General features: G+C 67.6%; 19 protein-coding genes and 1 tRNA gene. 16 read left to right on the forward strand and 4 right to left on the reverse strand.

The window, feature by feature from the left end; translation table 11 throughout:
* The first annotated feature begins 3 nt into the window (after positions 1-3).
* The 3 genes from pyk (at position 4) to ACFXQA_RS10680 (ending at position 2,316) form a co-directional block, all read left to right on the forward strand.
* Complete coding sequence (pyk, locus tag ACFXQA_RS10670) at positions 4-1,452, forward strand: pyruvate kinase (protein ID WP_394519802.1); 1,449 nt, start codon at positions 4-6, stop codon at positions 1,450-1,452.
* Between the two features lie 61 nt (positions 1,453-1,513).
* Positions 1,514-1,596, forward strand: a tRNA-Leu gene (locus ACFXQA_RS10675).
* A 102-nt stretch (positions 1,597-1,698) separates the two neighbouring features.
* Entirely contained in the window at positions 1,699-2,316 is a 618-nt protein-coding gene (locus ACFXQA_RS10680; RefSeq protein WP_394519803.1) for an ANTAR domain-containing response regulator, read from the forward strand.
* Between the two features lie 15 nt (positions 2,317-2,331).
* Here ACFXQA_RS10680 and ACFXQA_RS10685 read toward each other — a convergent pair whose 3' ends face one another.
* Positions 2,332-2,763 carry a hotdog fold thioesterase gene (locus ACFXQA_RS10685; protein WP_394519804.1) on the reverse strand — a complete coding sequence of 144 codons (432 nt, stop codon included), beginning with the start codon at positions 2,761-2,763 and terminating at the stop codon, positions 2,332-2,334.
* A 56-nt stretch (positions 2,764-2,819) separates the two neighbouring features.
* On the opposite strand from ACFXQA_RS10685, the gene polA reads away from it, so the two are divergent.
* The 7 genes from polA to ACFXQA_RS10720 all read left to right on the forward strand — a co-directional run bounded on the left by polA (position 2,820) and on the right by ACFXQA_RS10720 (position 11,003).
* Entirely contained in the window at positions 2,820-5,459 is a 2,640-nt protein-coding gene (gene polA, locus ACFXQA_RS10690; RefSeq protein WP_394519805.1) for a DNA polymerase I, read from the forward strand.
* 9 nt (positions 5,460-5,468) lie between these two features.
* Positions 5,469-7,142, forward strand: coding sequence for a DUF885 domain-containing protein (locus ACFXQA_RS10695; RefSeq protein ID WP_394519806.1), 1,674 nt, complete (start codon positions 5,469-5,471; stop codon positions 7,140-7,142).
* A gap of 62 nt (positions 7,143-7,204) precedes the next feature.
* Positions 7,205-8,239 carry an LLM class flavin-dependent oxidoreductase gene (locus ACFXQA_RS10700; RefSeq protein ID WP_394519807.1) on the forward strand — a complete coding sequence of 345 codons (1,035 nt, stop codon included), beginning with the start codon at positions 7,205-7,207 and terminating at the stop codon, positions 8,237-8,239.
* A gap of 25 nt (positions 8,240-8,264) precedes the next feature.
* Positions 8,265-9,614, forward strand: a complete 1,350-nt coding sequence (locus ACFXQA_RS10705; RefSeq protein WP_394519808.1) for an MFS transporter — start codon at positions 8,265-8,267, stop codon at positions 9,612-9,614.
* Between the two features lie 18 nt (positions 9,615-9,632).
* Positions 9,633-10,394: an SGNH/GDSL hydrolase family protein gene (locus ACFXQA_RS10710; RefSeq protein WP_394519809.1), complete on the forward strand. Its 762-nt coding sequence runs from the start codon at positions 9,633-9,635 to the stop codon at positions 10,392-10,394.
* A 128-nt stretch (positions 10,395-10,522) separates the two neighbouring features.
* Positions 10,523-10,777 carry a DUF6458 family protein gene (locus ACFXQA_RS10715; RefSeq protein ID WP_394519811.1) on the forward strand — a complete coding sequence of 85 codons (255 nt, stop codon included), beginning with the start codon at positions 10,523-10,525 and terminating at the stop codon, positions 10,775-10,777.
* 19 nt (positions 10,778-10,796) lie between these two features.
* A complete protein-coding gene (locus tag ACFXQA_RS10720) occupies positions 10,797-11,003 on the forward strand; it encodes a hypothetical protein (RefSeq protein ID WP_394519813.1) in 207 nt (68 codons plus the stop codon).
* Here ACFXQA_RS10720 and ACFXQA_RS10725 read toward each other — a convergent pair.
* Both ACFXQA_RS10725 and ACFXQA_RS10730 read right to left on the reverse strand, forming a co-directional pair.
* Positions 10,976-11,464, reverse strand: a complete 489-nt coding sequence (locus ACFXQA_RS10725; protein WP_394520226.1) for an ASCH domain-containing protein — start codon at positions 11,462-11,464, stop codon at positions 10,976-10,978. The two genes, ACFXQA_RS10720 and ACFXQA_RS10725, sit on opposite strands and share 28 nt — an antisense overlap.
* A gap of 73 nt (positions 11,465-11,537) precedes the next feature.
* On the reverse strand, positions 11,538-12,458 hold the full coding sequence (locus ACFXQA_RS10730; RefSeq protein WP_394519814.1) for an alpha/beta hydrolase: 921 nt from the start codon (positions 12,456-12,458) through the stop codon (positions 11,538-11,540).
* Positions 12,459-12,822: 364 nt separating this feature from the next.
* On the opposite strand from ACFXQA_RS10730, the gene ACFXQA_RS10735 reads away from it, so the two are divergent.
* The 6 genes from ACFXQA_RS10735 to ACFXQA_RS10760 all read left to right on the forward strand — a co-directional run bounded on the left by ACFXQA_RS10735 (position 12,823) and on the right by ACFXQA_RS10760 (position 18,187).
* Positions 12,823-14,205, forward strand: coding sequence for a TrkH family potassium uptake protein (locus ACFXQA_RS10735; protein WP_394519815.1), 1,383 nt, complete (start codon positions 12,823-12,825; stop codon positions 14,203-14,205).
* Positions 14,198-14,899: a potassium channel family protein gene (locus ACFXQA_RS10740; RefSeq protein WP_394519817.1), complete on the forward strand. Its 702-nt coding sequence runs from the start codon at positions 14,198-14,200 to the stop codon at positions 14,897-14,899. The genes ACFXQA_RS10735 and ACFXQA_RS10740 overlap by 8 nt, the downstream gene beginning before the upstream one ends.
* Before the next feature lie 68 nt (positions 14,900-14,967).
* Positions 14,968-16,143: a serine/threonine-protein kinase gene (locus ACFXQA_RS10745; protein WP_394519818.1), complete on the forward strand. Its 1,176-nt coding sequence runs from the start codon at positions 14,968-14,970 to the stop codon at positions 16,141-16,143.
* Entirely contained in the window at positions 16,140-16,625 is a 486-nt protein-coding gene (locus ACFXQA_RS10750) for a hypothetical protein (protein WP_394519819.1), read from the forward strand. Before ACFXQA_RS10745 ends, ACFXQA_RS10750 begins: the two co-directional genes overlap by 4 nt.
* A gap of 4 nt (positions 16,626-16,629) precedes the next feature.
* Positions 16,630-17,547 carry an AEC family transporter gene (locus tag ACFXQA_RS10755; protein ID WP_394519820.1) on the forward strand — a complete coding sequence of 306 codons (918 nt, stop codon included), beginning with the start codon at positions 16,630-16,632 and terminating at the stop codon, positions 17,545-17,547.
* Positions 17,548-17,629: 82 nt separating this feature from the next.
* Complete coding sequence (locus ACFXQA_RS10760) at positions 17,630-18,187, forward strand: HdeD family acid-resistance protein (RefSeq protein WP_394519821.1); 558 nt, start codon at positions 17,630-17,632, stop codon at positions 18,185-18,187.
* Between the two features lie 51 nt (positions 18,188-18,238).
* Here the strand turns inward: ACFXQA_RS10760 and ACFXQA_RS10765 are convergent, their stop codons facing one another.
* On the reverse strand, positions 18,239-20,227 hold the full coding sequence (locus ACFXQA_RS10765) for a prolyl oligopeptidase family serine peptidase (RefSeq protein WP_394519822.1): 1,989 nt from the start codon (positions 20,225-20,227) through the stop codon (positions 18,239-18,241).

Genomic DNA, 20,227 nt, shown 5'->3' on the forward strand with positions numbered 1-20,227 from the left:
CCGATGAGACGCGCCAAGATCGTCGCAACGCTAGGCCCCGCAACGTCGTCGTACGAGATGGTTCGCGCCATCATCGACGCGGGTGTCGACGTCGCCCGTTTGAACCTCAGCCACGGGGACTATTCCGTGCACGAGGGCAACTACGCGAACGTCCGGCGGGCCGCAGATGACGCCGGTCGCCCCGTTGCGATCCTCGTCGATCTGCAGGGCCCCAAGATCCGCCTCGGCCGCTTCACCGATGGTCCGCACGAGCTCGCTCCGGGCGACATCTTCAAGATCACCGTCGAAGACATCCCCGGCACCAAAGAGATCGTCTCCACGACCTTCAAGGGACTCCCGCAAGACGTCAAGGCCGGCGACCAGCTGCTGATCGATGACGGCAAGGTGCGCGTGCAGGTCGTCGAGACCGACGGCATCACCGTGACCACCGAGGTCATCGTCGGTGGTCCGGTCTCGAATAACAAGGGAATCAACCTCCCCGGCGTCGCCGTCAACGTGCCGGCGCTGTCGGAGAAAGACGAAGACGACCTGCGTTGGGGCCTTCGCACCGGCGCCGATCTGATCGCCCTGTCGTTCGTCCGCGACGCGTCCGACATCGTGCGCGTGCACGAGATCATGGCAGAAGAGAACCGCACGGTTCCGGTCATCGCCAAGATCGAGAAGCCGCAGGCCGTCGACAACCTCGAGGCGATCATCGACGCGTTCGACGGCATCATGGTCGCGCGCGGCGACCTCGGCGTCGAGCTTCCGCTCGAAGCCGTCCCGATCGTCCAGAAGCGCGCGGTCGAACTCGCCCGCCGTATGGCCAAGCCCGTCATCGTGGCCACTCAGATGCTCGAGTCGATGATCACGAACCCGGTCCCCACGCGCGCCGAGACGAGCGACGTCGCGAACGCCGTCCTCGACGGCGCGGACGCGGTCATGCTCTCGGGCGAGACGAGCGTCGGACAGTACCCGGTCGTCGTGGTCGAGACGATGGCCCGCATCGTCCAGTCGACCGAGGAGCACGGCCTCGAGCGCATCGCGCGCCTGACGACCAAGCCCCGCACGCAGGGCGGCGCGATCACCCTCGCCGCCATCGAGGTGGCGGAGTTCGTCGACGCCAAGTTCCTCTGCATCTTCACCGAGTCCGGCGACTCTGCACGTCGCATGTCGCGCCTGCGTTCGCCCATCCCGATGATCGCGTTCACGCCTGAGCCCGGCATTCGTCGTCGCCTCGCGCTGACCTGGGGCGTACGTTCGACCCTCGTCGAGCACGTCGAGCACACCGACATGATGTTCATGCAGGTCGACGACTACTTCATCTCGAACGGCCTCGCGGAGGTCGGCGACAAGGTCATCGTCATCTCCGGTTCCCCTCCCGGAATCGCCGGGTCGACGAACGACCTGCGTGTCCACAAGATCGGCGACGCCGTTCACGGCGCAGCTCCGATCTACCAGCGCGAAGCCTGACCGGTCGCACGGGCGCCCGATTTCGGGCGCCCGTGCGATAAGGTCGGATGCTGGTGTGCTCGCCGGTGTGGCGGAACGGCAGACGCGGGGCACTCAAAATGCTCTGCCCGAAAGGGCGTGTGGGTTCGAATCCCACCACCGGCACTCCAGCGAAGTGAACTGTCCCAGGCCGTTTCGCTTCGATGACAGTTCCCCCCACCCCCGGGTACCGGCGGTACGCCGACCCCTCTGTCTTAGGATGAATACGTGACTGACCTAGATCCGGGCGCCGCGCCCGTGGCATCCGCCCCCCGTCGTGTCGTGGTCGCCGAGGATGAATCGCTCATCCGCCTCGACATCGTCGAGATCCTCCGCGACAACGGTTTCGACGTGGTCGGCGAAGCGGGCGACGGTGAGACCGCGGTTCAGCTCGCGACCGAGCTGCGTCCCGACCTCGTGATCATGGACGTGAAGATGCCTCAGCTCGACGGCATCAGCGCGGCCGAGCGTCTCAGCAAGAACCACATCGCCCCGGTCGTGCTCCTCACCGCCTTCAGCCAGAAGGAGCTCGTCGAGCGCGCCAGCGAAGCCGGTGCCCTCGCCTACGTCGTCAAGCCCTTCACTCCCAACGACCTGCTGCCGGCGATCGAGATCGCCCTGGCCCGGTACGAGCAGATCATCACGCTCGAGGCCGAGGTCGCCGACATGGTTGAGCGCTTCGAGACCCGCAAGCTCGTCGACCGCGCCAAGGGACTGCTCAACGAGAAGATGGGGCTCACCGAGCCCGAGGCGTTCCGTTGGATCCAGAAGGCTTCCATGGACCGCCGTCTCACCATGCAAGACGTCGCCAAGGCGATCATCGAGCAGCTCGCCCCGAAGAAGTAGACCCGAGCGGGCGGTTCAGCGACGAACCGCGTCCTTGAGGTGGTTCGTGATGCGGACGGTCGAGCACCGTCGGCCCTCCTCATCCGTGACGACGATCTCGTGCACGGTCAACGAACGGCCGAGGTGCAGCGGCGTGCAGACGCCCGTGACGATGCCCGATGTCGCCGACCGCGTGTGGGTCGCATTGATGTCGACACCGACGGCGAGGCGCCCGGGCCCCGCATAGAGGTTGGCGGCCATCGAGCCGAGCGACTCGCCGAGCACCACGTAGGCACCGCCGTGCAGCAGGCCGACGGGCTGGGTGTTGCCGGACACAGGCATCGTCGCGACGGCGCGTTCCACCGTGAACTCGACCCACTCGATGCCCATCTTCTCGGCGAGGGGACCCATTCCGCGTTCGTGGACCCAGTCGAGACCGGAGGAGGAATCGGGAATCGCCTGGCTCATGGTCGCCTTCGCTCGAGGACGGATGCGGTGTCGTCGGGCGTCGTTAGCATTGACGGGTGACGGACTCCGGAAAGCCTACCCTTCTCGTCGTCGACGGCCATTCGCTGGCCTACCGGGCGTTCTACGCTCTACCCGTCGACAACTTCTCGACGAAAGACGGGCAGCACACGAACGGCATCTACGGTTTCTTGTCGATGCTCGTGAACCTCATCAAGGCCGAGAAGCCGACCCACCTCGCCGTGGCGTTCGACACCTCGCGGCAGTCGTTCCGCACGCGCGAATACGCCGAGTACAAGGCGAACCGTTCGGAGTCGCCGGCGGAGTTCAAGGGGCAGATCCCCATCCTCCAAGACTGCCTGGCGGCGATGAGCATCCCGGTCATCCAGAAAGAAGACTTCGAGGCCGACGACATCCTCGCCACCCTCGCGACGCAGGGCGCCGAGGCGGGCTTCCACGTGCTCGTGTGTTCGGGCGACCGTGACACCATCCAACTCGTCACCGACGACGTGACCCTGCTCTACCCGAACGTGCAGGGCGTCTCGCAGCTCAAGCGCTACGACCCGGCGGCCGTCATCGAGAAGTACGGGCTGCCGCCGGCGCAGTACCCCGAGATCGCCGCCCTCGTCGGCGAGACGAGCGACAATCTCCCCGGTGTTCCGAAGGTGGGGGAGAAGACCGCGGTCAAGTGGCTCACGCAGTTCGGCTCGCTCGACGCGCTGCTCGACAACGCCGACAAGATCACGGGCGTCGTCGGCAACAACCTGCGCGAGCACCTCGATGACGTCCGCCGCAACCGGCTTTTGAACCGGCTGCTGACCGATGTCGAGCTGCCCCTGGCCCCGGCCGACCTCGCGGTGCAGCCGATAGACGCGCAAGCCGTTCGCGACATCTTCGCGCGCCTCGAGTTCCGCACCCTCCTGCCGCGCGTCTTCGAGGCGGCGGGAGTCGACCAGTCGTCGGGCAGCAGTGCCGACACCCCGACGGCCGAGGCTCCGGCGTCGCCCGAACTCGACGCGGGCGCGCTGGCCGCATGGGCCGAGGCTGCCCAGGGTCAGGTCGCCGTCACCGTCGTCGTCAACGGCGAGCGGGCCTCCCGACTCGGGCTCGCGACGGCCGATGCCGCGGCCGAGGGCGCCTGGTCACCCGAGCTGGCCACCGCCATCGCACCGTGGCTCGCGTCGAAGGCACCGAAGGTCTTCGCCGACGCGAAGTCGCAGATCAAGGCACTCGCGCGCGACGGGATCATCGTCGACGGGCTGGTCTTCGACGTCATCCTGGCAGGGTGGCTGCGTCGTCCGAGCTTTCCCGACAAGACGCTCGCCGATCTCGTCGACCGCTATCTGAACGAGAAGCTTCCCGAGGCCGACCCCACGCAGCTCGTCCCCGAGACCGAGGGGGCCACCCCCGGCCAGGTCTCATGGTTCGTGCTCCGCGTCGCCGAAGCCCTGCGCGCCGAACTTCCCGAGAGCGTCCGCGAAGTGTTCGACTCCATCGAACTGCCCACGCTCCGCACGCTCGCGGCGATGGAGCTGGCGGGAGTGGCCGTCTCGCACGAGAAGCTCTCGTCGTTCTCGAGCGAACTCGGCTCACGAGCCGACGCGCTCGCGCTCGAGGCATACGCCGCCATCGGCCACGAAGTGAATCTCGGTTCACCGAAGCAGCTGCAAGAGGTGTTGTTCGACGAACTTCAGCTGCCCAAGACCCGCAAGACGAAGACAGGATATTCGACCGACGCCGCCGGGCTCGCCGATCTTCAGGATTCGCACCCGCACACCTTCCTCGACCTGCTTCTGCGACACCGCGAGGCGACGAAGCTCCGTCAGATCATCGACGCTCTCGACCTGGCGATCGACGGCGGAGGCCGTGTCCACACCACCTACGTGCAGACGGGAAGCCAGACCGGGCGACTCTCCAGCACAGACCCCAATCTGCAGAACATCCCGATCCGCAGCGAAGAGAGCCGCCGCATCCGCGCCGCCTTCGAGGTCGGCGAGGGATACGAGACCCTCCTCACCGCCGACTATTCGCAGATCGAGATGCGCATCATGGCGCACCTCTCGGGCGACCCCGGCTTGATCGAGGCCTTCAACTCCGGCGAAGACCTCCACAGGTTCGTGGGTGCGCGGGTGTTCGGTGTCACCCCCGCAGAGGTCACCTCACCCATGCGCAGCAAGGTCAAGGCCATGTCGTACGGCCTCGTCTACGGCCTGTCGGCGTTCGGCCTCTCGAAGCAGCTGCGCATCGAGCAGAGCGAGGCGAAGCAGCTCATGATGGAGTACTTCTCGCGCTTCGGTGCCGTGCGCGACTACCTCCGGTCCTCGGTCGAACAGGCACGCATCGACGGCTACACCGAGACGATCTTCGGTCGGCGCCGCCCCTTCCCCGACCTGACGAGCCCCAACCGCGTGCTGCGCGAGAACGCCGAGCGAGCGGCCCTCAACGCCCCCATCCAGGGGAGCGCGGCCGACATCATGAAGATCGCGCTGTTCCACATCCACGACGATCTCGTGGCCGCCGAGATGCGTTCGCGCGTTCTGCTGCAGATCCATGACGAGTTGGTCGTCGAGGTCGCCGCGGGGGAGTGGGACGAGACCGAACGGATCGTCCGCGCACGAATGGGTGACGCGGCGACGCTCTCGGTTCCCCTCGACGTGCAGATCGGTCGTGGGGGTGATTGGGACGAGGCGGGTCACTAGGCTCGAATGATGACCGACGCTGCTCGTACCCCCACGCCGATAGACGCGATCGCCGATTCCTGGGTCGACTCCCTCGCTGAGATCTCGCCGACGACCGCGACCTACATCGGGCGGTCGGAGTACAACGATCGATTCGGCGATTACTCGCCGACGGGCCACGCTCGGCTCATCGATGCGGTGCGCAGCACGGTCGCGGCGCTCGAGGCCGCCGAGCCCGTCGACGCCGTCGACGCCGTGACTAAAGAAGACCTGCTCCGCGAGCTGCACCTCGAGCTCGAACTCGACGCGACGCAGTGGCACCTGCGTGACCTGAACGTCATCGCGTCGCCCGCCCAAGACATCCGGCAGGTCTTCGACCTCATGCCCGCAGCCACCGTCGACGACTGGTCGGTGATCGCCACGCGGTTGAAGGCACTTCCCGTGGCCATCGACGGCTACGTCGAAACGTTGCGAGAGGGCAAGGCGCGCGGCGTTGTCCCGGCCCGCCGTCAGGTGACCGAGGTCGCCGCGCAGATCGCGCGCTACACGTCCGACTCCGGATTCTTCGCCGAGTTCACCGGTGACGCGGCCCCCGACGACGGTCAGCTGCCCGCGTCGCTCGCGCGCGACCTGGCGAACAGCTCGAATGCCGCCCGCCTCGCGTACGACTCGCTGGCTCGCTTCCTCACCCACGAACTGGCGCCCGCCGCACCCGAGAGCGACGCCGTCGGTCGCGAGGTGTACGCGCTCCACTCCCGTCGATTCCTCGGCGCGACGATCGACCTCGATGAGACCTACGAGTGGGGCGTGCAAGAACTCGCGCGCATGGTCGCGGAACAAGAGGCCATCGCGAACGAGATCCTCCCCGGCGCCACCGTCGAAGAGGCCGTCGCCTTTCTCGAGAGCGACCCCGCGCGAAAGCTCCGCGGTACCGACCAGCTGCAGAAGTGGATGCAGGCGACGAGCGACCGCGCCGTCGCCGAGCTGGGGGCGACGCACTTCGACATTCCCGAACCCATCCGCCGTCTCGAGTGCATGATCGCTCCGACGCGCGAGGGCGGCATCTACTACACGGGCCCGACCGACGATTTCTCCCGCCCGGGGCGCATGTGGTGGTCGGTGCCCGAGGGCGTGGACGAGTTCGACACCTGGCGTGAGCTCACGACGGTCTACCACGAGGGCGTGCCCGGCCATCACCTCCAGATCGCGCAGGCGGTCTACAACCGTGCACAGCTGAACTCGTGGCGGCGCCTGCTCGCCGGCACGTCCGGACACGCCGAGGGATGGGCGCTGTACGCCGAGCGGCTGATGGAGCAGCTGGGGTTCCTCGATGACCCCGCAGACCGTCTGGGAATGCTCGACGGACAACGCATGCGCGCCGCTCGGGTCGTCCTCGACATCGGCGTGCACCTCCAGAAGCCACGCCTTTCGGGCGACGGCGTGTGGGACCACGACTACGCGCTCGAGTTCATGCGACGCAACGTCAACATGTCGGATGAGTTCGTGCAGTTCGAGGTCAACCGCTACCTGGGGTGGCCCGGGCAGGCCCCGGCCTACAAGGTGGGCCAGCGCATCTGGGAGCAGGCCCGCGACGAAGATCGTGAGCGCCGCGGCGACGCGTTCGACATCAAGGACTTCCACAAGCGTGCGCTCGACATCGGTGGCGTCGGACTCGACACGCTTCGCAGCGCCCTGAAGGAGTGACCCGTCGGGAATAGCCTCGCCTGCCGCGAGGTTCATTCAACCGAATGGAAATGAGGGGCGTCATGGAAACTGTGGAACTCGGACTCGATACCTTCGGCGACATCTCACGCGGAGACGACGGCGCACTGCAGAGCGACGCGCAGACGATCCGCAACGTCGTCGACCAAGCGGTGCTGGCCGATCAAGTCGGCCTTTCGTTCTTCGGCGTGGGGGAGCACCACCGCAAAGACTTCGCGGTGACCAGCCCCGAGATCGTACTCGCCGCGGCGGCCTCACGAACGTCGTCGATCCATCTGGGCACGGCCGTCACCGTGCTCTCCTCCGACGATCCGGTTCGGGTCTACGAGCGGTTCGCCACGCTCGACGCCGTGTCGAACGGGCGGGCCGAGGTCATTCTCGGGCGCGGTTCGTTCATCGAATCGTTCCCGCTCTTCGGCTACGACCTGCGTGACTACGAAGTGCTCTTCGAAGAGAAGCTCGACCTCTTCTCGCAGCTCCTCCGTGAGAAGCCGCTCACCTGGTCGGGGTCCACGCGTGCACCGCTCGACGCGGCCGACGTGTATCCGAAGACCGAGAACGGGCTCACAGCCTGGGTCGGGGTCGGCGGTTCTCCTGAGTCGGTCGTCCGCGCCGCCCGATACGGCTTCGGTCTCGTCCTCGCGATCATCGGCGGACCGTCGCACCGATTCGCGCCTTTCGCCGACCTGTACCGACGCTCCCTCGAGAAATTCGAGCGCCCGACGCTTCCCATCTCGGTGCACTCGCCCGGCCACGTCGCCGAGACCGACCAGCAGGCGTGGGATGAGGCCTACGAGGGGGTGGCCGAGCTCAACAATGTCATCGGCGCCGAACGCGGCTGGCCGCACTACAACCGGCTGCGGTTCCAGCACGACGTCGGACCCGAGGGGGCCCTGTACGTCGGTTCGCCCGAAACCGTCGCGCGAAAGATCGCCGATACGGTGCGCACCGTCGGTGCGTCGCGATTCGAGATGAAGTTCGCCAGTGGTTCGCTCGCGCACAGCAAGCTGCTTTCGAGCATCGAGCTGTACGGAACGCGTGTGCTGCCGCTGGTCCACGACATGATCGCATCCGACTGACCGCGGGAGCTTCTACGCTTTCCTCATGACAGACGCGGTCCGCTCGACAGCACCGACCATCTCGGAGCAGCTCGACGATCTTCCATTCACGCGCCGGCACCTCAAGATCCTCGGCGGATCGGGGCTCGGCTGGGCGCTCGACGCGATGGATGTCGGGCTGATCTCGTTCATCATCGCGACCCTCGCCGTGCAGTGGAATCTGCAGCCCACCGAGACGGCGTGGATCGCGTCGATCGGTTTCGTCGGCATGGCGATCGGCGCCAGCCTCGGCGGACTCCTCGCCGACCGATTCGGAAGACGACAGGTCTTCGCCCTGACCCTCGTGGTCTACGGCGTCGCGACCGGCGCGAGCGCGCTCGTCGGCGGCCTGGTCGCCCTCTTGATCCTCCGTTTCTTCGTCGGTCTCGGACTCGGGGCCGAGCTTCCGGTGGCGTCGACCTATGTCAGCGAGTTCGCACCCGCGCGGATCCGCGGCAGGGTGATCGTCTTCCTCGAGGCGTTCTGGGCCATCGGCTGGACCGCCGCGGCGTTGATCGGCTACTTCGTCATCCCGACCTCACCCGACGGGTGGCGGTGGGCGTTCGCCCTCGGGGCGATCCCCGCCGCCTATGCCCTCGCCGTCCGGTGGGGGCTTCCGGAGTCTGCCCGCTGGTTGGCACGCCGGGGCCGCTCGAAGGAGGCGGCGGCGATCGTCGCCGACCTGCAGCGGTCGGCGGGAATGCTCCCTTCTGCACCCCCGCTCGTCGACACCGAGCCGGCGATCGCGAAAGACGCGGGCGGGCGCCTCGCCGCCCTCTGGACCCCTGAGTTCCGGCTGCGCACGGCGAGCCTCTGGGTGCTGTGGTTCTGCGTCAATTTCTCCTATTACGGCGCATTCATCTGGATTCCGACGATCCTCGTGTCGCAGGGCTACGACCTCGTGCGGTCGTTCGGGTTCACCCTCGTCATCACGCTCGCCCAGCTGCCGGGATACGCGGTCGCGGCGTGGCTGATCGAGGCGTGGGGGAGACGCGCCACTCTCGCAACTTTCCTCGCGGGTTCGGCGGTCGCCGCGGTGTTGTTCGGCACGGCGACGGGCGAAGTGGGCGTCATCGCTGCGGGCATGGCGCTGTCGTTCTTCAACCTCGGCGCGTGGGGTGCCCTGTATGCGGTCTCGCCCGAGACGTACCCCACGTCTCTACGCGCAACGGGGTCAGGGTGGGCGGCCGGGGTCGGGCGCATCGCGTCGATCCTCGCGCCGCTGTCCGTGCCGCCGCTCCTCGCATGGGGCGGAGCACCCTTGTTGTTCGTCATCTTCGCCGCCTTCTTCGCTGTCGCCGTCGTCGCCTCGTTCGGTGTCGCCGACAGACGCGGGCGCGCGCTCGACGACCGGTGACGCGCCTAGGCTGAGTGCGTGCCATCCGTTCGATTCGTCGCCATCGGCGATTCCTTCACCGAAGGTGTCGGCGATGAGCTTCCCGACGGTACGGTCAGGGGCTGGGCTGATCTGACGGCTCAGGGGTGGGCGGATGCTGCGGGGGAGCCCCTCTCGTACGCCAATCTCGCCATCCGGGGAAAGCTGGCCGGCCCGATCGTGGACGAGCAGCTCGAGCCCGCATTGGCGCTGGGTCCGACCCACCTGTCTTTCAACGGTGGGGGCAATGACATGCTGCGCCCGCGGGCCGACATGGAGCGCATCGCAGATTTGTTCACCCGGGTGAAAGACCGGTGCGACGAGGCCGGCGTGCAGCTCATCTTCCTGTCCGGGGCCAACCCCGCATTCCACCTTCCGCTCGGTCGTGTCGTCCAACGTCGCGGTGATCTGCTCTCCAAAGCCGTCCTCGCTCGCATCTCCGACCGCAGCGACATCGTGCGCGCACTGAACTGGCCGGACGCCGAGCTGTCGCATACGCGGTATTGGTCGCCCGACCGGCTCCACATGAACGAGCGAGGCCACCACCGCGTCGCCGCTCGGGTGCTCGATGCGCTCGGTCACGTTCCGCCGTCTTCCTGGTGGTCGCTGCCCGAGGTCGGTGGCGCCGTCGCTCCCCGCGGGGCAGCCTATTACCGCGAACACGTCACGCCCTGGGTGCGACGCCGTCTCACCGGTCGCTCTTCCGGCGACGGTCGGTCGGCGAAGTTCGCGGAGTGGATCACACTCACCCCGGGTGGCTGAGGAGGCAGAACCGGTCGTCACCTGCAGACCCGCCAGCATCCGCTCCCTGTCAACCCCTCACTCCCGGCCACGTGGCCCTGCCATTGTTTGCAGGTGCGGCGCGTCGCCGCCCTGAGAGGAATGCAGTCATGAGCATCGGAGCCGGAATCGCGCTGTTCGTCATTGGCGCCATCCTCGCGTTCGCCATCCAGGTGGACGTACCGGGGATCAACCTCGACATGATCGGCTACATCTTGATGGCCGCGGGCGCCCTGGTCTTCATCATCGGTCTCGTGCTGATGGTGCGCCGCCGCCAGACCGACACCGTCACCCGCACGGCCGTCGATCCCGTCGCGGGCGAGCAGGTCACCCGCCAGACCACGCGCCGCGACAACACTCTCTGAGCCTCCGCCACTCACTCCTATGGCCGACCTTCCGGTCTTCCTGCAGGTGGTGATCGTCGGAGCGCTCATCAGTACCGCGCTTGTCATCGTGGCGATGGTGAAGACCGTGCGCTACCACGGGTGGGGCCAGCAGAAGTGGGCACCTCCTGCCGTGCCGTGGTTCCTCGGGAGCCTCGGCGTGATCGGCGTGTGCTTCGCTTACGCCGCTGTCGTCGCGATTTCCTGAGGCGCGGCGTCCGCGTGCTCGGGCGGCCACACCACGGAGAAGCGCTCGAAGACGATCTCCTCGGTCTCTGACCACACGCGACCCTGGGCAGCCGCCACGCGGGTCCAGTAGATGCGGTGCTCACGGCGCCAGCTGTCGAGCGACAGGTCGTCTTCACCCTCATCGGCGGCGAATGCCGCATCGGCCGTCGCGAAGGTTCCGATACGGAGTTCGATGCTCCGGATGATGATCCGGGGGACGCCGAGCCCGTCGCACGCCATCCAATGCGACCCGATTCGCGGAACGGCGTCGCCGCGGGCCAGAAAATCGGCGACGAGTTCGGACGTCGCTCGTTTCGTGCCTTCGATGACGTGCGCGAGCAGCTCATCAGCGAGTCGGCGCGAGTCGCCGAAATGCTCGATCGTGTATTCGGGGGAGGCCGCGACGGCGTCGGGGCGGGCGTGGGAGTACGCGGCCCACATCTTCTCGCCGGCGACGACATCGACGGGGCTCACGGGGTCGGCGGGCACCTTTCGATGCTCGCACACGGGCGAGTCAGCCGATGTCGGCATCACCCCGAAGGTCGCGACGGATGCTGCGGACCACCGTTGCGCGCGCCTGCCGACCGACGCGCGTCGGAAGCAGGGGGAAGACGTGCACCTGGCCTTCGCCCTCGTGGAACTCGACGGACACACCCGCCGCGCGGGCTTTCTGGACCAGGAGGTGGGAGTCGGGGTTCAGGACGTCGCGCGTTCCGCTGAAGACCGTGATCGGCCCGAGCCCGGTCATGTCTCCCGCGAGGGGACTCACGACGGGGTCGAGGATGTCGAGCTCGCCGCGCCACAGCTCGGCGAGCACCCGGCCGCCGGGTGTGGCGAGCCAGGGATCGCGCGGCTGCACCTCGGGAATACGCGGGTTGCTCCACGTCAGGTCGAGGGCGGGGGAGATGAGCACGGTCGACGAGGGCGCCGTGCCGTCGGCGTCGCGGAGGGTGAGCGCGGCAGAAAGGGCGATCTGCCCGCCCGCCGAGTCGCCCGCGATCACGGTGCGACCGGCACGGTCACGCTGGCGACGGACCAGGTCGACCACGCCCCGATTGGCCTCGTCCGCGTCTCCGAACGGCACGAGGGAATAGATGGGCAGCACGACCGTGGTGCGCGCCTCGACGGCGATCTGCGCCGCGAGCTGCCAGTGCTGCGGGGCGATCTCATTGACCCACCCACCACCGTGCACGTAGACGACCGCCCCGGTCGCGTCAGTATTCCGAGGCGTCAGCGTGTACACCGGCCACCGCTCATGGGTCACCGAGACGCGCAGGTCGGAGCGCAATCGGCGCGGGGGACCGTACGGCTGTGGACGCAGCTCGCGTTCGCGCACGCGCCGACGCGCACCGTCGGCCGTGACGAACGTGCGGTTCGCCCGCATCAGCCGCAGCGCCGGTGCGACCATCGCTTCGGGAACGATCAGCCGGTTCATGACGTCAGCCGTGTCATGAGAGTGAGCACGAACTCATTAGTACAGCGATAGCTGTTCGACGCAAGCTCGTCGAATTCGAGTCGCGGCCTCGGGGGGGTGCTCGCGTGCTACCGGCTGCAGGCTTCGACTTCCAACGCTCCGGGTTGGGCCTCAGAGATAACGCAATGACAGGTACCCCGCGGTATTTTGCCGGGATGGGCGGTGCCGGGCGGCGTGCTCGGGGAGAGGCTTCCCGGTCACACTGACATAATGTGCATTATCGGCAAACGGTGTTCGTCGGTGAGGGGACGCGCATTCCTCGTGAATCGTTGCATCACACCCGCGGGGACGATCAACGCCGAGCGAGCGCGTTAGTGTTCTCGGGATGACAACCGGGCGATCCTCTGTCTCGCGCGGCGATCGCCGGCGCGAACGCGTTCTGCGCGTCCGGCTGCACCCGGCGCAGGCCGTCGTGGTCGGATTCGCACTGGCCGTCGCCGTCGGCACGATCGCGCTCATGTTGCCGGTGGCCAAGGTCGGTCCGGGCGGTGCGTCCTTCGTCGAGGCGCTGTTCACTGCGACGAGCGCCGTGTGCGTCACCGGCTTGACCGTCGTCGACACCGCGACCTTCTGGACGCCCTTCGGTCAGGTCGCGATCATGCTGCTCATTCAGCTCGGTGGGCTGGGGATCATGATCTTCGCCGCACTGGTCGGGCTGGTCCTCGCCCGCAAGATGACGGTGAGGTCACGCCTCAACACCATCGCTGAGGCGAAGGCGATCGGTTTCGATGACGTGCGAGGGCTCGTTCGCGGGATCGTGCTGATCTCGTTGATCATCGAGGCCGTGACCTTCGTGCTCCTGTTCCCGCGGTTCATCTGGGGATACGGGTACTCCCCCGGCGAAGCGGCGTGGCACGCGCTGTTCCACTCCGTGTCGGCGTTCAACAACGCGGGATTCGCGCTGTACACCGACAACATGATCGGGTTCGCCTCCGACCCCTTCATCTGCCTTCCGCTGTGCGCGGCCATCATCCTCGGCGGTTTGGGCTTCCCGGTGATCATGCAGTTGCGCAAGGAGTTCCGCCGCCCGTTGCACTGGTCGATGAACACGAAGATCGTTCTCTGGGCGACCGGCGCCCTCCTGGTGCTCGGGACCGCTTTCATCACGATCGTCGAGTGGAACAACCCCGCCACGTTGGGGCGCCTCGACCCGTGGGCACGGCTGCTGACGGGCTTCTTCCACTCCGTGCAGACCCGCACCGCCGGGTTCAACTCCGTGGATATCGGGGCCATGTACGACGAGACCTGGCTCGGAATGGACGTCTTGATGTTCATCGGAGGCGGCCCGGCCGGTACGGCCGGTGGCATCAAAGTCACGACGTTCGCGGTGCTGTTCTTCATCATGGCGACGGAGCTGCGCGGCGAAGGCGCGGTCAACATCTTCGGCAAGCGCCTCTCCCGCGCCGTGCACCGGCAGGCGATCACGGTCGTCCTGATCGCCGTGGCAGCCGTCATCGCCGCGACCGGCGTGCTCATGGCGCTGTCGAACGAGAATCTCGACCGCGCTCTGTTCGAGGCGGTCTCGGCGTTCGCGACCGTCGGGCTCTCCACGGGCATCACCGCGACCCTCTCCCCTCCCGCGCAGATCGTGCTGGTCGTCTTGATGTTCCTCGGCAGGCTCGGTCCGCTCACCCTCGGATCGGCCATCGCGCTGCGCGATCGACGCATCCTCTACGAATTCCCGAAAGAAAGGCCGGCAATTGGTTAAGTTGCCCTTCTTCACCGCATCGTCCACCTCGCGTCGCATCGCCGAAGCAGATTCGGTGGCCGTCATCGGTCTCGGGCGGTTCGGCAGCTCGCTCGCCCTCGAACTCATGACTGGGGGCACCGAGGTTCTCGGCATCGATCTGGACGAAGAACTCGTGCAGTCGATGAACGGCCGACTCACGCAGGTCGTCCGAGCAGATTCGACGAAGCGCGAGGTGTTGCAACAGCTCGCGCTCGACGAGTTCGATCGGGTCGTGGTCGCGATCGGAAGCAACGTGTCGGCGTCGATCCTCACCGCCTCGGTGCTCCTCAACATGAAGGTCCCGGTCATCTGGGCGAAAGCCGTCAACGACCAGCACGGATTGATCCTCGAGCAGCTCGGAATCCACCACGTGGTGTACCCCGAGAAAGACATGGGGCGCCGGGTGGCGCACCTCGTTCGTGGCGCCGCCCTCGACTTCATCGAGGTCGCCCCCGGCTACGCCGTGGTCAAGGCGCCCGTGCCATCTTCGGTCCAGAGCATCCCCCTGGGGCAGACCGGGCTGCGGAAGACGCATGGCGTCACCGTCGCCGCGTTCCAGCACGGCGAAGATCCGTGGATGAACGCCGACAACGCGACCGTGCTTCACGAAGGCGACACGATCCTGGTCGTGGGCCGCACGGCCGACGCCGAGAGCTTCGCTCAGCTGCGGTGAGGTGATGCCGACGCGGTGGGCAGCTGCAGCGGACCCGCGCGAAATCACGGCTGTCTAGAGTAGGAGTCGTGACACCGCCGGCATCAGATCGCCTCCCAGACGGTACCGACGTGCTGGACGGGCGCTACCGACTCGAGGCCGTCGTCGGTCAGGGCGGCTACGCGAAGGTCTACCGGGCCGTGGATCAATCGCTCGGACGACGCGTCGCCGTGAAGCTCTTCACCGTGGACGCGCCGGACGATCGCGACCGGCTTCGTCGGGCGTCCGAGACGCGCCTTCTCGCCGGACTGAGCCACGAGTCGCTCGTGACCCTCTTCGACGCGCGGCTCGACGCCGATCCGTCGTACCTCGTGATGGAGTTCGTCGACGGGCCGACGCTGCGTGAAACGATCGCGGGTGGTCCGCTCGGCGCTCTCGAGACCGCCCGTCTCGCGGTCGAGCTCGGCGAAGCCCTGCAGGTCATCCACGCCGCCGGTGTCGTGCACCGCGACATCAAGCCGTCCAACGTGCTGATGCGGGTCTCACGCACCGAGGGCGGCGCCCCGCGCGCGATGCTGGCCGACTTCGGCATCGCGTCTCTCGTCGATTCGACGAAGGTGACCGCCACCGGCACCCTGGTCGGGACGGCCGCCTATCTCAGCCCGGAGCAGGCTCGCGGCGAGCGGGCCGCCGCAGCATCCGATGTCTATTCCCTCGGGCTGCTCCTGCTCGAGGCACTCACGTCCGAGCGGGCCTTCGCCCAGCAGACGCCGCACGAGGCGCTCGCGGCGCGGCTCGCCCGACCGCCCGCGATTCCAGACCACCTGCCTGCCGGGTGGCGGGGCCTCCTCAGCGCGATGACCGCTCTCGAGTCGGCCCACCGTCCCGATGCCGCAGCCGTGACGCGCGCGGCGCGCAGGCTGCAGATTCCGGATGCTGCGCCCACAGGCGCGCCCCTTGCGAAAACGCCGACCGGCCCGACCGCCGTGTTCGACCCGGCGACGGAGGCAGCGACCGGTGCAGCGACGATGGTGATGGAGCCGGATGCGGCGTCGTCTGAACCGAGCAAGAGCCCCCGCCGGAACAAGAAGCCCGCCGTCGGCAGAATCGTGGCGATCCTGCTCGGCGTCCTGGTGATCGTGGGTGGAGCGGCGGCGATCGGCATCGCGGTCACCTCGGGCGCGACTCCCCTGCCAGAGCCCTCATTTCCCGTGCTGCCCGACCCGCTCGGCGTGCACTTCGACGACCTGTGGAGGACGCTGTGACCCGACGCGCACGCCCGATCGGAACGCTGGCCACCCTCGCGCTGGCCGCGGTCCTGACGCTGACAGGTTGCTCGCCCGCGCCAGAAGAGGCGTGGCGCGATCAGGTCAGCCAAGCGGCGATGCAGGCTTCTGCGGGCGACTATCCCGGCGCCACCGCAACCCTCCTGAGTGTCGAGCAAGACGTCACGGCGGCCCGTGACGGCAACCTGATCGACCGTGCGCGCGCCGACGAGATTCTCGCGGCCGCGGCGATCGTGCGCGCCGACCTCGAGACCCTGTCGACCCCGACACCGGTCGATACACCGGCACCCGTCGACACGGCGGCACCGGTTGCCCCCTCGACACCCCCCGGCACGGGTGTCACCGACGGTTCTTCGGAGGACGACGAAGACGAAGAACCCGGCGGCGGCGACGACAAGGGAAACAGCGGCAACGACAAGGGCAACAACGGCAACGGCAATTCGAAGAAGGACGACGAGTGAGCACGTGCTCGAGGTCCTGACCGGTTTCCTCGTCGTCGGCGTCGCCGTCGTCGTCGGTTACGTCATCGGCCGGATCGACCTCCTCGGTCCGCACGCACGGTACGTTTTCAGCCGCCTGACCTTCTTCGTGCTCTCGCCGTTCCTGCTGTTCGTCGTCCTCGCTCAGGCCGATGTCGCCACACTGTTCTCCGCGCTCCTGCCCGTGTCGATGATCACCGCGGCGATCATCTTCACGGTCTACACGGTGCTCGGGCGATTCGTCCTGCGCCGCGGCCTCGGCGAGACGGTCATCGGGGCTCTGTCCGGAGGTCTCGTCAACTCGAACAACATCGGCATTCCGATTTCGTTTTACCTGCTCGGCAACGCCGCATTCTCCGCACCGGTGATCCTCTTCCAGCTGCTCATCGTGATGCCGGTTGCACTGGCGCTGCTGGATGCGGCGACCTCCGGTGCGCGCTCAGCGGGCCGCATCCTGCGTCAGACCGCCAGAAACCCCATGCTCATCGGTTCGGCACTCGGCGTCCTGGTCGCCGTCCTCGATATCGACCTCCCACCGATCGTGCTCGACCCGCTCACCCTCGTCGCGAATGCGTGTGTGCCGATGATGCTCATCTCCTTCGGCATCTCGCTGCACGGTCAACGCGTTCTCGCCACCACGGGCCGCCGCGCGGACGTGCTGATCGCCTCGGCGCTGAAGCTCCTCGTCATGCCCCTCGTGGCGTGGCTGATCGCACTCGCGTTCTCGCTCCCGTCCGACCAGGTCTTGATCGTGGTCGTCCTCGCGGCGCTTCCGACCGCGCAGAACGTCTTCAACTATGCCCAGCGCTACGACGTGGGCGAGATCATCTCCCGCGACACCATATTCGCGACGACGATGGGCTGCATGCCGGTGCTGCTGCTGGTCACGCTCCTCCTCGGGTGAAGCGTTCCGACACCACTCCCCTCTCCCGGTGCCGGAACGCTAGAGTGAGGCCGTTCCCAGGGTTCTCTCAGAAAGGCAGCGCATGTCTATGAGTCTCTCGTTCGACACCACCGCGGTGAAGACGATCCGCATCGCTCTCGGCGTCAGCGGAGCGCTGTCGATCATCGCCGGCATCGTGATCCTCATCTGGCCGGGACACGCCGCGGAGGCGGTGACTGCGATCATCGCGATCTACGTGATCGTCGCCGGTCTCGTTTACGCCGGTCTCGGCGTCTTCTCGAAGACCCGTCACGGGTGGTCCCGGGTCGGTCACATCGTGCTCGGCGCGCTTTTCGTCGTCGCCGGGGTCTATGCAGTCGTGAACCTCGCGGCGGCCACGGTCGGATTCGCCGTCTTCACCGGCGTCCTCATCGGCATCCTCTGGCTCATCGAGGGTGTCGTCTCGCTGTCGACCATGGGCGATTCGGGTTCGAAGGGCTGGACGATCTTCTTCGCGATCCTCAGCATCGTCGCGGGCATCACGCTGCTCTTCTCCCCCCTCTACGTCGTGATCCTCTGGCTGTTCCTCGGGGTATCCCTCGTCATCCTGGGGATCTTCCAGGTCCTCCGGGCGTTCGCGTTCGGGAAGAGCGTGCGCTGACCGTATGAACGACGAATGCCCCGCGATCCTGTCGCGGGGCATTCGTCGTTCTCATGCCGGCAGGTGCCGATGCCACCACTCGAGGATCGCGTCGAATCGCTCGATCCGGTGTCTCGGACGCCCGGCTCTGGTCAGTTCATGGTCTTCGCCGGGGAAGATCAGCATCTCGGCTTCGGTGCCCTGGCGCTTCAAAGCGCTGAAATAGCGGGTGGCCTGCTCCAGGGGGCAGCGGTAATCGAGCTCGGAATGGATGACGAGCGTCGGGGTCGTCACCTGCCCCACGACCGCCATCGGGCTCTGCCGCGCGATCGCCGCCGGGTCGGTGCCCACGTACTCGTCGCCGAAGAACGTGCCGATGTCGCTGGTTCCCGCGAAAGTGGCCGGGTCGAGCATCCCCCGCTCCACGATCGCCGCCGCGAACCGGTGATCGTGCGCGATCGTCCACGCCGTCATGTAGCCGCCGTAGGAACCGCCCATGATCCCCACGCGATCACCGTCGAGGCTGTCGTCGTCCGCGAGGACGCCGTCGAGGAAGTCCTGGATATCGGTGTAGTCAACGGTTCCCATCGCCTGCCGGATCGCCCGCCCGTGGGCACGGCCGTACCCGGCACTCCCCCGCGGATTGCAGTAGACCACCGCGTACCCGGCGTCGACGAGCACCTGCGTCTCATCGAAGACGCGAATGCCGTACGAGGCGTAGGGACCGCCGTGGACCTGCAGGATCACGGGGAACGGACCCTCGCCCGCCGGCGTCGCGACCCACCCGTGAACCGGGTAGCCATCGCGGGCCGTGATCTCGACCTCACGGGGCACCGCGAGACCGGCCTCCCGCAGGGGCGCTGCGAAGCCCGTCAGCGGTCGAGCCGCACCGTCGGTCACGAGTGCGAGCTCGCCGAACGAATCGGCGGTGCCGATCGCGACGACGATCCGCCCGGCTGCGGCGGCGTGACCGAGCACGTCGACGTCGCCGCCGAGTGCCTCCTCGACCGCTCCCGCTCGCGTGACCCGCAGCAACCGCACACGGCCGCGGGTGCGGTCTTGCACGAGTGCATCGTCGCCGACGAGAGTGATGCGGCTCCCCGGCTCACCGAGGTCGATGGTCTCGGCGTCGGTCAGGCGCTCCGGTCGGCGAGCGGCGCCGCAGAGCCAGAGCGCGGTGCCCGGCGCGACGAAATCGACCCCGCTCGCCCCGACTTCGGCGGCGAGCAGCCAGATCGCGCCATCAGCCGAGACGGCGACGTCGTCGATCGTCAGACCGGCCTCGAGGCCGACGATCTCTCTGCTTCCGGAGCCGTCGGCCGCCACCGCCACGAGGCGGTTACGGAGATCACGTCGGTCAGCCTCGATCTCATCGGGCACCGTGAGGATCTCCGCCCCGTCGGGCGTCCAGGTCACACCCGTCCAGCTCGATTCGCCGTCGGTCAGCTGGCGGGCGGATGCGGCGACCACCGTCGTCTGCGACTCGCTCTGCCCTTCTTCGGGCACGCGTGCGGCCGGTTCGTAGAGCGGCTCGTCGCCCGGATCGGGTGCGGCGATGCGGAACAGCTGAGCCGGTCGGTCGGCGACGTAACCCAGCCCGTTGGCGTGCCAGCGGATGCCGGTGATGCGCCGCGGCGCTTCGTCGACAGCATCCAGCCCCTTCACCGTGCCGTAGCGCCCCGTCTCTGCGACGCGTGAGGTGTAGGCGAGGCTCGCGGCATCCGGAGACCACGAATACGTGAGCACCCCGGCCTCGGCGTCCGTGGCCTGCACGGGCTCTCCACCGGCGGCCGGGATCATGAAGATCTGCGCCCGGCCCGCGGTGTCGCCGCGGAGAAAAGCGACCCGGGTTCCGTCGGGCGAGAGCTCCGGAGCGGAATCGGCTGCGCCGCGCGTCAGCCGACGCGGTGGTCCGTCGGGGAGGTCGACCCGCCACACCTGCCCCACCGAGCGGTTGGCCGTCACGTCGGGGCGTGCCGTCGCGAAGACGGCGAACGATCCGTCGGGCGCGATCGAGGGACGCCCGACCGCGACGAGGGACTCGATGTCGTGGCCGCGCAC

The organism is Microbacterium shimangi, assembly GCF_043556445.1.
Lineage (GTDB): Bacteria > Actinomycetota > Actinomycetes > Actinomycetales > Microbacteriaceae > Microbacterium.

Excerpts from the sequence above, each read along its gene's own strand:
- ACFXQA_RS10685 (WP_394519804.1), bottom strand. The coding sequence starts at position 2,763 with ATGAGCCAGGCGATTCCCGATTCCTCCTCCGGTCTCGACTGGGTCCAC.
- ACFXQA_RS10720 (WP_394519813.1), top strand. The coding sequence starts at position 10,797 with ATGGCCGACCTTCCGGTCTTCCTGCAGGTGGTGATCGTCGGAGCGCTC.
- ACFXQA_RS10715 (WP_394519811.1), top strand. The coding sequence starts at position 10,523 with ATGAGCATCGGAGCCGGAATCGCGCTGTTCGTCATTGGCGCCATCCTC.
- ACFXQA_RS10705 (WP_394519808.1), top strand. The coding sequence starts at position 8,265 with ATGACAGACGCGGTCCGCTCGACAGCACCGACCATCTCGGAGCAGCTC.
- ACFXQA_RS10735 (WP_394519815.1), top strand. The coding sequence starts at position 12,823 with ATGACAACCGGGCGATCCTCTGTCTCGCGCGGCGATCGCCGGCGCGAA.
- pyk (WP_394519802.1), top strand. The coding sequence starts at position 4 with ATGAGACGCGCCAAGATCGTCGCAACGCTAGGCCCCGCAACGTCGTCG.
- ACFXQA_RS10725 (WP_394520226.1), bottom strand. The coding sequence starts at position 11,464 with ATGTGGGCCGCGTACTCCCACGCCCGCCCCGACGCCGTCGCGGCCTCC.
- ACFXQA_RS10730 (WP_394519814.1), bottom strand. The coding sequence starts at position 12,458 with ATGAACCGGCTGATCGTTCCCGAAGCGATGGTCGCACCGGCGCTGCGG.
- ACFXQA_RS10760 (WP_394519821.1), top strand. The coding sequence starts at position 17,630 with ATGTCTATGAGTCTCTCGTTCGACACCACCGCGGTGAAGACGATCCGC.
- ACFXQA_RS10695 (WP_394519806.1), top strand. The coding sequence starts at position 5,469 with ATGACCGACGCTGCTCGTACCCCCACGCCGATAGACGCGATCGCCGAT.
- ACFXQA_RS10700 (WP_394519807.1), top strand. The coding sequence starts at position 7,205 with ATGGAAACTGTGGAACTCGGACTCGATACCTTCGGCGACATCTCACGC.